Annotated in this window: 16 protein-coding genes; 15 read left to right on the plus strand and 1 reads right to left on the minus strand. The window is 34.0% G+C overall.

Translation table 11 applies throughout. The annotated features are described in order from the left end of the window. The first annotated feature begins 1 nt into the window (after nucleotide 1). The 3 genes from CIN_RS10955 to CIN_RS10965 all read left to right on the plus strand — a co-directional run bounded on the left by CIN_RS10955 (nucleotide 2) and on the right by CIN_RS10965 (nucleotide 2,157). A complete protein-coding gene (locus CIN_RS10955) occupies nucleotides 2-295 on the plus strand; it encodes a phage baseplate plug family protein (protein ID WP_008855157.1) in 294 nt (97 codons plus the stop codon). Continuing rightward, on the plus strand, nucleotides 292-1,389 hold the full coding sequence (locus CIN_RS10960; protein WP_040364469.1) for a hypothetical protein: 1,098 nt from the start codon (nucleotides 292-294) through the stop codon (nucleotides 1,387-1,389). The genes CIN_RS10955 and CIN_RS10960 overlap by 4 nt, the downstream gene beginning before the upstream one ends. A gap of 72 nt (nucleotides 1,390-1,461) precedes the next feature. Continuing rightward, nucleotides 1,462-2,157, plus strand: a complete 696-nt coding sequence (locus tag CIN_RS10965; protein WP_050798436.1) for a tetratricopeptide repeat protein — start codon at nucleotides 1,462-1,464, stop codon at nucleotides 2,155-2,157. Between the two features lie 33 nt (nucleotides 2,158-2,190). On the opposite strand, the gene CIN_RS11845 is transcribed toward CIN_RS10965, so the two are convergent. Then, nucleotides 2,191-2,649, minus strand: coding sequence for a hypothetical protein (locus CIN_RS11845; protein ID WP_139017015.1), 459 nt, complete (start codon nucleotides 2,647-2,649; stop codon nucleotides 2,191-2,193). A gap of 108 nt (nucleotides 2,650-2,757) precedes the next feature. Between CIN_RS11845 and CIN_RS10970 the strand changes: the two genes are divergently transcribed. From CIN_RS10970 to CIN_RS11025, 12 genes are all read left to right on the plus strand, one after another. Next, nucleotides 2,758-3,633 (plus strand): DUF4747 family protein, encoded by an 876-nt coding sequence (locus CIN_RS10970; RefSeq protein WP_008855160.1) that lies wholly within the window; start codon nucleotides 2,758-2,760, stop codon nucleotides 3,631-3,633. Between the two features lie 100 nt (nucleotides 3,634-3,733). After that, nucleotides 3,734-4,135, plus strand: coding sequence for a hypothetical protein (locus CIN_RS10975; RefSeq protein WP_139017016.1), 402 nt, complete (start codon nucleotides 3,734-3,736; stop codon nucleotides 4,133-4,135). A gap of 256 nt (nucleotides 4,136-4,391) precedes the next feature. Then, nucleotides 4,392-4,634 (plus strand): hypothetical protein, encoded by a 243-nt coding sequence (locus CIN_RS11850; RefSeq protein ID WP_040364471.1) that lies wholly within the window; start codon nucleotides 4,392-4,394, stop codon nucleotides 4,632-4,634. Then, nucleotides 4,627-4,917, plus strand: coding sequence for a hypothetical protein (locus CIN_RS10985; RefSeq protein WP_008855164.1), 291 nt, complete (start codon nucleotides 4,627-4,629; stop codon nucleotides 4,915-4,917). The genes CIN_RS11850 and CIN_RS10985 overlap by 8 nt, the downstream gene beginning before the upstream one ends. Nucleotides 4,918-4,979: 62 nt before the next feature. Beyond that, nucleotides 4,980-5,621, plus strand: a complete 642-nt coding sequence (locus CIN_RS10990) for a hypothetical protein (RefSeq protein WP_008855165.1) — start codon at nucleotides 4,980-4,982, stop codon at nucleotides 5,619-5,621. Next, entirely contained in the window at nucleotides 5,621-5,971 is a 351-nt protein-coding gene (locus tag CIN_RS10995) for a hypothetical protein (protein WP_040364472.1), read from the plus strand. The genes CIN_RS10990 and CIN_RS10995 overlap by 1 nt, the downstream gene beginning before the upstream one ends. Next, nucleotides 5,964-7,379 carry a baseplate J/gp47 family protein gene (locus CIN_RS11625; protein ID WP_008855167.1) on the plus strand — a complete coding sequence of 472 codons (1,416 nt, stop codon included), beginning with the start codon at nucleotides 5,964-5,966 and terminating at the stop codon, nucleotides 7,377-7,379. Before CIN_RS10995 ends, CIN_RS11625 begins: the two co-directional genes overlap by 8 nt. Further along, complete coding sequence (locus CIN_RS11630; protein ID WP_008855168.1) at nucleotides 7,363-8,013, plus strand: hypothetical protein; 651 nt, start codon at nucleotides 7,363-7,365, stop codon at nucleotides 8,011-8,013. Before CIN_RS11625 ends, CIN_RS11630 begins: the two co-directional genes overlap by 17 nt. Beyond that, nucleotides 8,006-9,928, plus strand: coding sequence for a hypothetical protein (locus CIN_RS11010; protein WP_008855169.1), 1,923 nt, complete (start codon nucleotides 8,006-8,008; stop codon nucleotides 9,926-9,928). Before CIN_RS11630 ends, CIN_RS11010 begins: the two co-directional genes overlap by 8 nt. Next, nucleotides 9,928-10,827: a glycine-rich domain-containing protein gene (locus CIN_RS11015; protein WP_008855170.1), complete on the plus strand. Its 900-nt coding sequence runs from the start codon at nucleotides 9,928-9,930 to the stop codon at nucleotides 10,825-10,827. The genes CIN_RS11010 and CIN_RS11015 overlap by 1 nt, the downstream gene beginning before the upstream one ends. A 29-nt stretch (nucleotides 10,828-10,856) precedes the next feature. Beyond that, a complete protein-coding gene (locus CIN_RS11635) occupies nucleotides 10,857-11,654 on the plus strand; it encodes a phage fiber-tail adaptor protein (protein WP_050798437.1) in 798 nt (265 codons plus the stop codon). Between the two features lie 21 nt (nucleotides 11,655-11,675). Next, nucleotides 11,676-12,004, plus strand: a 329-nt coding sequence (locus CIN_RS11025; RefSeq protein ID WP_040364473.1) for a hypothetical protein, incomplete at its 3' end; no start/stop codon positions are given.

The raw sequence follows: 12,004 nt of genomic DNA on the forward strand, positions 1-12,004 counted from the left end.
TATGGCAGATAGTCGATATGCTTTTACACCATCAGAGAATAATAACCCACCGTTTCAAATTACAGTTACTTTAGATGGTGGAAATTATATCTTTAAGACGTGGTATAATATTTACTCTCGTCGGTGGTTTTTTACGTTATCGGATTTAAATCAAAATGTTATTAGAAATGCTCCGTTAATTTCGTCAACGGAGGCGTTAGATATTAACTTGGTTTTTAATTTATTTTCACAGAATACTTTGATTTATCGTGATGATCTTGGATTTATTTATGTTAAGGATGTAAGTAGCTCATGAGATATTATAGAATTGAGATATTTACAAAGACAACTACGGTAATTGAGTCCAGTAATGCGGGGGGAACTGAAAAGACAACTGAGACCCAAACGCAAGAGACGAAGAAAGAGATATATTCTAGCCATCAAGATAACGGGCAAATGAACCCTGGGGCATTGAATGTTGTTTTTAATCTGGCAATATCTTTCTATCATAATACAGCTTGGGGGGCTTCTTATGTTCAAATACAAGGATTACCTTTAAAATTACTTTCACAAGCCTATGACTTCAAAGGGAAGCATATACGCATCTATGGTGGCATGACAAAAGGCTACATGGTTGAAAAAGATAATTACGGGCTTTTATTGAATGGTATTATTGCGTCACCGCATGGGAATTGGTCTGGAACTAATCAAACATTAAGCTTTTACTTTCTACCAGAGGTATTCGATAATAAACGGGAAATCACTTTATATCGTGAAAAAGATCAAGAGTTTAGTAAATCGATTGAATTAGCTTTAAAAGCTTCATACCCTGAATATAAGATTGTAGTCGATGTAAGCGCAAAAGGAGACTTTAAAGCACTTTTAAAACATGGGAATGTAGCAAAAAACTTGGAAGATTTTGCTCGTGCAGTCAATGAACAAAGCGAGGTTTATAAGACAAACCCTATACGCATCTATGAGCGTAATAATACAATATTTGTATCTGATAAAATATTAGGGCAAACGACCCAATTAAAAACGATTGATTTTATAGGGCAACCAGTTTGGACAGATAATGGAAATATTTCGTCAGTTTTAGTCATGCGACCAGATATTGGGGTGAATGACGTGATTGTATTTCCAAAAGAAACCTCATTATATGGGAAAATATCGCCTACAAATGATGGTGCCAATTATTACTTTAATCGTGGAACAGATGCTGGCATCAGAAATAATCCAATTTTTCAAGGGCGTTATGTTGTTATATCTGTTCAACATTTGGCGGATTATAAATCAGCATCACCTAATGACTGGGCGACAGTTATTACGGTATCGCCCATAAGCTCTGAATATGTGGTTGATATTAAAAGACAAGATGGCGGAGTATTAGAGATGGGTGGGGTTTATTGATTATGGTTGCTTTATAGGAATGTTTTGATAAATATAAAATAATTATTTTATATTTTGAAAGGTTCTTATGAAATGAAACTATTTAAATATTCTCTATTATTGTTTGTGGGGATTTTTTTCGCATCTCCTAAAGTTTTTGCAGATAATTTAGATAATGTGCCTCTTGCGACACTAAAACAAAGAATGAATCATGGTGATAAAGATGCCATGATAAAATATTATGAAAAAAGATTCACAGTAGATGGAGAAAAGCCATTGTCTGAAGTGGAGGAAATGGCAAATCGTGGGGATGGGGTCGCAGATGCAGAATTAGGTATTGCATATTTACATGGTGGGAGAGGAATCCCTCAAGATTTAACTAAAGCTAGTGAATGGTTTCAAAAAGGCGTTGAGGTAGGGGATAATTATTCTTTGGTAAATCTTGGTCTTTTATATTTAGATGGGAAGGGAGTTACGCAAGATGTTTCGAAAGCAATTGAATTATTGACAAAGGCGGCAAATAATGGAGTTCCTATTGCGAATTTACATCTTGGTTTAATATATGCTTTTGATAAATACGGTGTTCAAGATTATTTTAAATCTAATCAATGGTTTGAAAAAGCTGCTAAATTAGGTATGCCAGAAGCTATGTTGTTTTTAGGGATGGCATATGAAAATGGTAATGGAGTTGTTCAAGATAAAGCAAAAGCAAAAGAATATTATAAACAAGCTTGCTCAAACAAATTACAAAAGGGTTGTTCATTATATAGTGAGTTAAACGATCAATGATTTAACATAAGCCACGAGTATCAGTGGCTTTTTTTATAATGCGTAAAGAGCGGATGTTAATGCCCCCATAATTGCTGCGGAAAAAACGAAATATACTAGGAATATATAGTAGGTAATGCAGAAAGCTATAAATAATATAATGCCCTGTAGTGAACAGACAAAAAATTCACCGATGATGGTCATTCGGTCAAATGGTGTTAAAAGATAGTAATCTTTACGTTGATTTGGTTGGCCACAATGGGGGCAGCATTTCGCAGCGTTGGCGTGCCTGTTGCCACAAGTAGGGCATGTCACCATTGTATAATTATTACAGTTTCTATTGGGTAAAAATTCTAAAAGAATAATTAAAGGGTTGAATGCAAAAGTACATAAAGACCATAGCGGTGCATTCCTACCTTTTCTTTTCGCCACTATATAAGAACAAATGGCGGTTATTAAGCTTAAAAATAAAGGGATAAGAACGAGATAAACTGCATAATTATTACTTGACATAAAAAATCTCCTTTACCGAAACGATATGACAGTAAGGAGGCGTTGGCAATAGATTTAATATTATTTTAATGATATAATTACGTTTTATCATTTATTTTGGTGATGTAAATGTCAAAGAAAAAGTTAATTGAAGTCATTGTCGTGAATATTGCAGCTACTCCACACCCTGATGGGGTTTATTTTAAATTATTTGAAACCGCAGCTGGAAAAAGGGTTGAGTATGCTTCAAATGGAGAAAAATTAGCACGTTTTTCCCAGCCAAAAGTAATTCAAGAACATAAAAGCTTCTTTGAGGGTCATTTATTAACTTGGACTGAAGTCAGTAAAAATAAAGATTGGGTAGATTTAAATAGTGAAAAGTTGTTAGATGATACTGAGAAAAATAGTAAATTAAAAATGATAGACTCTATTTCTAAAGATTATGGTTTATCAGCTTATAGATTTAATTATGTTTTTAATACTCAAGATCATAAATTATATATTGAACGAAAAAATTCTCAGCAAAAAGTTATTATGCCTAATCAGATTAAATCAATATTAAAAAAATTGATGTCTTTTGAAATGCAAGATAAAAATGCTCCTGCTGTTGAGATAACAATTATTCCTGAAAATGGCGTTGTTGATAATATTTTAGAATTATCAGGTTTAAATAAGTTAAGTATAGGCATTGTGAAACCTAATCCTGATGCAACATCAGATGATGTCAGAGAAAAAGTTCTTGCACGATTAAATGATCAGAATGCGCATAAAGCAGAATATATATTATTTAAAGATCAGAAAGAGGATAGGTTAACTCCCGACCAAGAAACAAAAAATTTAGCAATTGTTGCTGCCGAAGATGGTTTTGTTCGTGGTGAAGGGGTTGACAATAATGGTGTAAAGACAAAACTATCTACAGAAGATAAACCAAAAATCATACAGTTTGAAAATAATCCTAATGAAACATTATTGTCTAAGCTTCATAATATGTTTAATTTTTGGTAAAAAAGGCAAGAAAAGTGCTTTTTTTTCAGAAATAAGTGGATATTGGAATGCATATGGTGGGTTCAAAGCTATTATCCAATCTAGGTGGATGTGGCTATCAGTGTTGTTAACAGCTGGATTATATCGATTATGGTTGTTACAAGATTGGTCATCTTTAGCTTTGGGTATATTGCCTTCTTTACTAGGGTTTTCTATTGGAGCAATGGCAATTATATTTGCATTTCCTTCAACAGCTTTGTTTAAATTTATAGCTTGGGAGGGGAAATCTTATTATATAGAAATAGCAGCAAGATTTGTTCACTTTGTTTTAACTCAATTAATAGCAATTTTATTAGCACTTTTCGCTCATACTTATCATTTCAATATATTAAATTGTATTGGTTTTTTATCTTTTGTTTATGCTCTATCTACGGGGGCAGCAACTGTGTTTTCTCTTTTTGGAATGGCACAATTGTATAATCAACAAGCTGCCGAAACTGAGAAAAACACTGAGGATAAATAGAAGTTAATATTTAAATTAAAAAACAATCACAACACACACAAGCCACCCATTGAGGTGGCTTTTTTATATAGTAAAACAATATTATAACATATAGTTTGTTTATTATTTCCTATCGTTTTATAACGACAATGATATTGTGCGAAAGGGAGAATATCAATGAAAAAAAATATACTTGGAAAAATGCTCTTAAAAACAGTTAAAGAAGTCGACTTTTATCAGAAAAATATTATTAAAAAACAAAAGGAAATAGAAGTTCGTGTCAAAGAACGAAGAGAAAGTATCCGTAGATGGATTAAGATCGAAAGAGAATAATCTTTATGATTTTTTATATAATGATACCAGACGCATTGCTTCGTTTTTATCACAAGTGAATGAGTTGGGATATTTACAACAAGTTAGAGAATCTGAACTTTCTGGTAGTGGTGTGAAACAAACTGCGGAAGGTAAGGTAGTTGCAAAAACATCTCAATTTATTGAAGCAGGGGCATTTGGTGAATAATACAAAAAATATTTGGTTTACTTTGGATAAAATGTTTTTAACTGGGCAGGCAAGTGATCTTTTAATGAAATATGGATTAACATTAAAGGGGGCTTGGAATATTATCGGAATATTAGATGTTAAACCAAATGAAGATGTTTCTAATCAAAATATAGAGTTTAGTCGAAATGGTTTGTGGGATGTATTCACAGAGAGTATACCTCTTATTCGTTCAACGATGGGGCGACCAGATAATATTGCGTCAGTTACTCCTTTATTAATATATCGAGAGATTTCAAAGTAGTTTATTTAATTTATTAGCTTTAAAGCCACCCACTGCGGTGGCTTTTTTATTGGGAATTTTAAATGTCAGATGATCCGATACATAATCCTATATTTAAATCATTAAATGATATTGCGAGAAATGAAAGTGTTATGAGCCGTAATGCTCAAGGTCATATCATTCCTGCAACAGTAGAATCTTTTGATGGCACATTGGCAGTTGTGAATATTGAGGTATCGTCCGAGAATAATTACCCTCAAATTACCGTGCCATTGCTGAGGTCAGAATATATTAGGTTCCCAATTCAAAAGGGCTGTAGGGGGATTTTAATCCCATTATATGTAAATATTGATCATATTATTGGTTTAGGTCTTGTTGCTCCAACAATGAAAATGGGGTTTAACTTCCAAAATATGGCCTTTTTACCCATTGCTAGTGTAACGCAGCCAGAGATTAAAAATAATAACACTTTGGTTCTATATGGTGAGAGTGACGGCGTAAAGATACAAACCAAGGACGGGTCCACTCATATCACAGTTAATCACAATACTATTGCTGTTACAGCTTCAAAAATAGAATTGAATGGCAATGTAACAATTAAAAATAAGCTTACTGTAAATGGCAATGTTGACATTAAAGGAACGCTTACTGTTGGAGGAACTGAATTTAAATCTCATACGCACAGTAATGGAAATGAAGGGCAACCTACAGGTGGGGTTCTTTAATGAGAATATACCATAAAATTAAAAATGAGGATACTGGCAAAGAAGAGTGGTTGGTTCTTACTAATGATGATGACGTTTATATATTTGGGTTAATTCAAGTTTTACGGCTAGTGTATGGAGAAAGTCCATTTTATTCAAGTTATGGCATACCAGCCGTGGAAACAATCGCTACCAGTATTTACCCTGATTATTATGTTTCATTAGTAAAAGATCAATTTAATCCTTATTTTGCTTCACTTGATATCCAACGTGACACAAGTCAACACGATCCAACATATAATGTGAATATTATTACGAATAATGGGCAAACATTTTCAGATACAATTAATGGAAGCGTAATAGATGGCTAATTTAAATATCACTCAAGCTGGAGTATCTCCGACATCACCTCAAGCAATTAGAGATCAAATACAAGCTAAAATAGAAAATGAAGTTCCTGATTATACTGCTAATTTACCAGGGACTTTAATTGAGGATATGTTAAGCACTTGTGGTGGAAGCCTTGTTTTTATTAATCAAGCACAAGTAGATTTGATAAACTCGATAGCACCATCAACCGCAAATGAAGCATTACTCGATCAATTGGGGATGGTTTATGGTATTTCTAGGAAATCTGGGACGAATGGTAGTGCTTATGTGATCTTTACAGGAACTCCAGGCTTTATTATTCCTCGTGGTTTTATTGTGTCAGATGGTATCCATCGGTTTAGTGTTCAAGAAGATACTGTAGTTGCACAAAATGGATCATCAGGTCAGGTATATGTGTTGGCTCAGGATAGCGATACATTCGATATGCCAGCGAATACGATCACCAAGATAGAATCTTCTGTAAGAAGCGACGTTGAATTGAGTGTTACTAATCCACAAGTAGGAATGATTGGCACTGCTGCTGAGACTACAACACAATATCGTAGCCGTATTATGGAGGCCGGTCTTGTAACATCAACCGCAACCCCAACAATGATTAGAACTAGATTATTATCAATTGATGGCGTGCAAGAAAGACTACTTTCTATTGTAGTAAATGGTGATGGTTATTCTGTGATTTGCGGTGGGGGTGATCCTTATGATATTGCAAATGCGATATTTCAAACAATTCCAACAATTGGGATTTTAAAACCATCAGAAATTCAAGTTTCTCGTTTAGATAAAGGCAATCCTACTGTTATTTATACTAATTTAACACATGGCTTAAAAACGAGTGATGTCGTTTCTTTTTCTGGTGATGGGTATTCTTTTCTACAAAACCAACAATTCACAATTACTGTTTTGAGCGATAATAGCTTTTCCATTCCTGTCGATACAATAGATGCAGAGGATTATACTGGCGGTTTGATTTTAAATACCAATGTAAGAAATAGATTAGTTATTTTAAGAGATGGTGTGGATAGCTATACAGTTCCATTTATTGTCCCGTTACAAGAAAAAGTTAGTATTCAGCTAATATGGAAAATGGAAGATGATAGTAGTTTATATGTAGGGGCTATTTCAAATACTACAGTACCATTGATTGTTGAGTATATTAATCAAATCCGCATCGGTGAAGTTATTAATCTTTATGAAATCCAAAAGATTTTCTTAGATGGTGTTGATCAAGTTTTTAATCAAAATCTTATTACAAAAATAGATATTTTAGTTTTTATCAATGGCGTTCAACAAAAGCCAACTTCAAGCGAAAATATTATTCGTGGTGATCCTCAATCATATTTTTATACACAATCAGAAAATATAACGGTGACAGATGGTAAATACAGTTGATACAGAGGGATCAAATGAACCAGAGTTATATCATCACAATCTTTATGCTTATTTATATTGGCAGTGGCGTGGTGATCCTTACTTAAAGGTATTTGTTGATACTTACAATGAGTTGTCAGATCAATATTTAGACGAAATAAGGAATTTAAATCTTCCTAATTTCTATACAAAATCTGGATTGTGGTTGGATTATGTAGCAAAGAATATCTATGGTATCAGTCGTAAGCAGGTCCTTTATGCCCATAATTTAATATATCGGGGATTAAATACCGTAACTCCGAATGTTGTTGATCCAAATGCAGCAAGAATAATTAAATATTCTACAGCTCATACAATGAGTGACGAAGAGTTTAAAAAAGTAATCCAATGGAATTTTTATAAAGGTGATGGTTTCTGTTTTAGTATCCCATATTTAAAGAGGCGAATAATTCGCTTTTTAAACATTACTTGTCCGAATGTAATTGATATTAATGACATTTCTATTCAAGTCCACGATAAACAATTCAAAATCACTATTCTCAATGAATTAGCAAAATCGCCTTTTATGACATTATTACGTGATGTTATGGCGAACGGCCTTATTAATCTTCCTTTTATGTTTAATTTTGTTTTGGAGAACGAAATAAATGGATAAATTTCTATTTGGAAATAATTTAAATACATTATTAAGCACGAATATTGATGAAAATGCGACGATTATTGCAGTTTCTACGGGAACAGGCATTTTATTCCCAGACCCAGACAATAGTAAAAATGAGTATTTTACGATTACATTATCTGCTGATAGCAATGATGATAATACGGAAATTTGTTGGGTTACATCAAAAGATGAAGATCGTTTTACTGTTTTGCGAGGGCAAGAAGATACTGTCGCGAGAAAATGGAGCCAAGGTGCGATAATATCCAATCGTATTACGGCTGTAGCTTTAAATCAAATTAAAGATAAAGCTGATCAATCTTATGTTGATGATAAACTGGGGTCTATTGATTTTAATCCTTATTACGAAAAGGCTGGTGATACTATAACAGGTGCGATGCACACAAATGGAAATTATTTGTGGGGCGGTAATGATAAAACATATTTAATGGGTCAAGATAATACGTGGTTTATTAAAAACTCTGATAATGTTACTTTAATAACCTTTGACAACGGTAGTATTAACCTTTATGGGCAATATTCGTCATTTATTGGGGCGAAGGGACAATTTAATACAATAACAAATAATGGTTCTGGTAAAGTTACGTTTGATACTTCTGTTTATTTTCCACAGTCATTTGTTGCTCAAAACTCATTTTCACTTAATTATAATGATTTAAAATTAATTTCAAATGCCGAAAAGGTGGATAGTGGTAGTTATAGAAATACCAATTCTATACTTTGGCAATTTGGAAAAGATACCAGTATGCAAGGGTGTATATACTTCCAAGAATATGCTGGAACTTCTAATAATCTAATATTTTATGCCTCTGGTGGTGGAAATTATTATAATTATACTTTTGATAATTTTGGAAAATTTTCATGTAAAAGTATTTTTGCTGAAACAGCTATAAGTTCAAAGACTATTACAGTTAATGAATCGACTGTGCAGGATGGTAATGTAACGATACAAAGTGATAATACTACTGCTGATGGTAATGGTTTTATACATGGGAATGGTATTGAATTTAAACTCACAAAACGCGGTGTTGCGGGCTCTATTTATTTACAAGAGCACCCTGGTGAAGAAACGGCGTTAATTTTTCAAGCATCTGGTGGTGGCACAACAAAAAGTATGAGTTTTAATAATGCTGGGGAGCTTACGACTGATGCGGTGCAAACGAATACAATAACTAATAATAATGGTGATAAAGTTACGTTTGATACTTCTGTTTATTTCCCACAGTCAGTAGTTACGGCTAGTAGTGTTCAAGTTAAAAACAATGATTTGCTACTATCTTCTAATGCTGAGGCAGTTGCTGCGGGAGAATATAGAAATACAAGTAGTCTTAGATTCCAATTTGATAATGGTAGCAATATGAATGCTGCTTTGTATTTTCAAGAACATGCTGCGACTTCTAATAATGTTATCTTAAATGTCACGGGTGGCGAAAACAAATACGATTATGCTTTTGATAATCAAGGTAATATATCTGCAAAGTTTTTTAATGGAACGGCGTTGCAAGCAGATTATGCTGATTTAGCAGAGTATTATATTTCTGATCAAAAATATGATCCAGGAACGATTGTAAAAGTCGGGGGAATAAACGAGATCACAACCGCCTCAAAGGGCGGTTTTTTTATGGGAATTATTTCTACTAATCCAGGACTTAAAATAAATGAAACCATTAAAAATCATCCACTTGCGTTGCTAGTAGCATTAGCAGGCCGGGTTCCCGTCAAAGTTATAGGGGCAATATCAAAAGGTGATCCTATAACTGTTTCAAATGTTGATGGGATAGCGATTAAAGCCAAACCGTCCGAAAATATTATTGGTTTTTCTTTGGAAGATAAAGTTGAAGAAGATATTTGCTTGGTAGAATGTGCAGTAAAATCAATAGGAGTTTGTTAATGGCTTTTGGTTATTTAAACAATTCTTTACTTTTATCTGGATTAATTAAGGCTTCTGATTATAACGAGATCATTAAATTTTATAGTCAAATACCTGTTTTTCAATATCAAAACACAAAAAAAACAGGTGATTTAATTATGGCAAGTGATTGGCAAGAGTTATCAGATCACGTCCAAGCACTGAGAAATCAAAATTATACTATTCCTTGGGTTCCTACTGGATTTGTTAAAGGTGGGCTAATTAAAGCCACAAGTTGGTCAAACGCCATTTATCGAGAGGTTACTAATTCAGGAGATTATACATTTCAAGCCCCTAATGAAGCACGCTCAATACAATTAACTTGGCTGATGGCCGGTGGTGGTTCTGGTGGTGGTGGTGATGAAACAGGGTATGGTGCCAGTGGCGGTGGTGGCGGTTCCGGTGGCTATCAGCAGGATATTAGTTTTCCTTTATCGGGCGGTGAAACAATCACAATTCATATTGGTAAAGGTGGCGTGCCTACTTCTAAATACGAAACACAAGGAGGAAACGGTGCTGACAGTTATATTTTAATAAATGATGAAGAGAAATTGCGAGTGACAGGTGGTGTGGGTGGTCAAAATGCGCTTGCGATGAACTATTCTGGAACCAATCCGACAGGTGGATCAGGTGGTTCACCAAATGGTGTATCGGGTGGGGATGGGGCAAAAGCCAATAATAACGATAAAATTGGTGGAGCAGGTGCAAATACACCATTAGGAATAGGCGGGCAACCAACTTGGGCGGATACTGGGGAAAGTGCTACGGGATATGGCGCTGGAGGCGGTGGGGGTTGCACAATAGATCGAAAACAGTCTGTTGGCTATTGGGTTGGTGGGAGTGGTGCAGGAGGTTATGCACTGTTTAATCTAACAAATTAACAAATTATAATTATTTATAAGGTTTTAAAATGGTATATATTCCAGAAGAAAAATTAAATTGCAGTTCTAATACAGATGATAATACATCTACTGATGATACTACTACAAGTGATGACACAGTAACGCAAGAAAATAGAAGCCCTTTAGTATTACCGTCAGGTTGCTTATCATCAACGGTTTTAAAATTAATCTGCAAGGGCATTCAAGAAAGAAAATATTATTCATTTGATCTAAGTAATCGAATGATTTCTGGGGATACGATTAGTAAAGTTGAAGTTTATCCAAACGATGACACAGTAACAGGAACCCAAGCAACTTATGATAAACAGACTTTTAAAGTTTTACTTTCCGGTGGTGAGGGTATTACCAATGTTGGTATTTTATTTATTATTACCACATTATCAGGGGAAGTTTTAGAGTTTACTTGTGTTTTGCCTATAAGGCCAGCGGGGGTTTTGCAAGTTGGCTTAGATGCGAATTATGTGATGGGTGGGCAAGGCCCATCAGGTCATAATAATACGAAAATTGAAAGTATTTCGGTTTCTTCTTCTGGTTTTATTTTTCAGATGTCAGATGGTTCTACAATTAAAGCTGATACTGAAGGAATTTACATTCAAGAAGGTATTGTAACTGTTCCCGAAACTATTGGTGAATTACCAGATGATTTATTGTTAAATGGTAACATCTATACAGTACCAGATACCTACTTAAATGGCACTAAACAACTTCCTACAGGGCTATCATTAAATTCAAATATTATTATGACTGATGGTTCTGTATTCTTTCCAAAAACAATTAACAATAATGGCGTTCTTTGCGCTGCTTAACAAATAAAGGATTTTAAAAAAATGGCTGATATCCAAACAAATGCACCTAAAGATTTAAACTTAACAGATTGTTATGTTAGTTCAGATGGGGGAAACACCAAAACACCTCTAATTGATATTAAAACTTCTGCTGATACTGCTACAACTAAAGTTGCAGAATTAGAGCAAAAGATTACAGATAACAGCGATTCAAATATTGATACATCTAAATTCTTAACAACAGATAGTATTAATAAAGCTAATGGTGTTGTTGGCACTAATGATAATAATGAAGTTTGGCTTCCTGTAAGTTTAGATACCCCTCAAAGTTGGGTAAGAAGTGGTAAAAACAAAGATGGGACAGTAGTTAG

The sequence above is a fragment of the Commensalibacter intestini A911 genome (genome assembly GCF_000231445.1).
GTDB lineage: Bacteria > Pseudomonadota > Alphaproteobacteria > Acetobacterales > Acetobacteraceae > Commensalibacter > Commensalibacter intestini.

Excerpts from the sequence above, each read along its gene's own strand:
- CIN_RS10955 (WP_008855157.1), top strand. The coding sequence starts at position 2 with ATGGCAGATAGTCGATATGCTTTTACACCATCAGAGAATAATAACCCA.
- CIN_RS10960 (WP_040364469.1), top strand. The coding sequence starts at position 292 with ATGAGATATTATAGAATTGAGATATTTACAAAGACAACTACGGTAATT.
- CIN_RS10965 (WP_050798436.1), top strand. The coding sequence starts at position 1,462 with ATGAAACTATTTAAATATTCTCTATTATTGTTTGTGGGGATTTTTTTC.
- CIN_RS11845 (WP_139017015.1), bottom strand. The coding sequence starts at position 2,649 with ATGTCAAGTAATAATTATGCAGTTTATCTCGTTCTTATCCCTTTATTT.
- CIN_RS10970 (WP_008855160.1), top strand. The coding sequence starts at position 2,758 with ATGTCAAAGAAAAAGTTAATTGAAGTCATTGTCGTGAATATTGCAGCT.
- CIN_RS10990 (WP_008855165.1), top strand. The coding sequence starts at position 4,980 with ATGTCAGATGATCCGATACATAATCCTATATTTAAATCATTAAATGAT.
- CIN_RS10995 (WP_040364472.1), top strand. The coding sequence starts at position 5,621 with ATGAGAATATACCATAAAATTAAAAATGAGGATACTGGCAAAGAAGAG.
- CIN_RS11625 (WP_008855167.1), top strand. The coding sequence starts at position 5,964 with ATGGCTAATTTAAATATCACTCAAGCTGGAGTATCTCCGACATCACCT.
- CIN_RS11630 (WP_008855168.1), top strand. The coding sequence starts at position 7,363 with ATGGTAAATACAGTTGATACAGAGGGATCAAATGAACCAGAGTTATAT.
- CIN_RS11010 (WP_008855169.1), top strand. The coding sequence starts at position 8,006 with ATGGATAAATTTCTATTTGGAAATAATTTAAATACATTATTAAGCACG.
- CIN_RS11015 (WP_008855170.1), top strand. The coding sequence starts at position 9,928 with ATGGCTTTTGGTTATTTAAACAATTCTTTACTTTTATCTGGATTAATT.
- CIN_RS11635 (WP_050798437.1), top strand. The coding sequence starts at position 10,857 with ATGGTATATATTCCAGAAGAAAAATTAAATTGCAGTTCTAATACAGAT.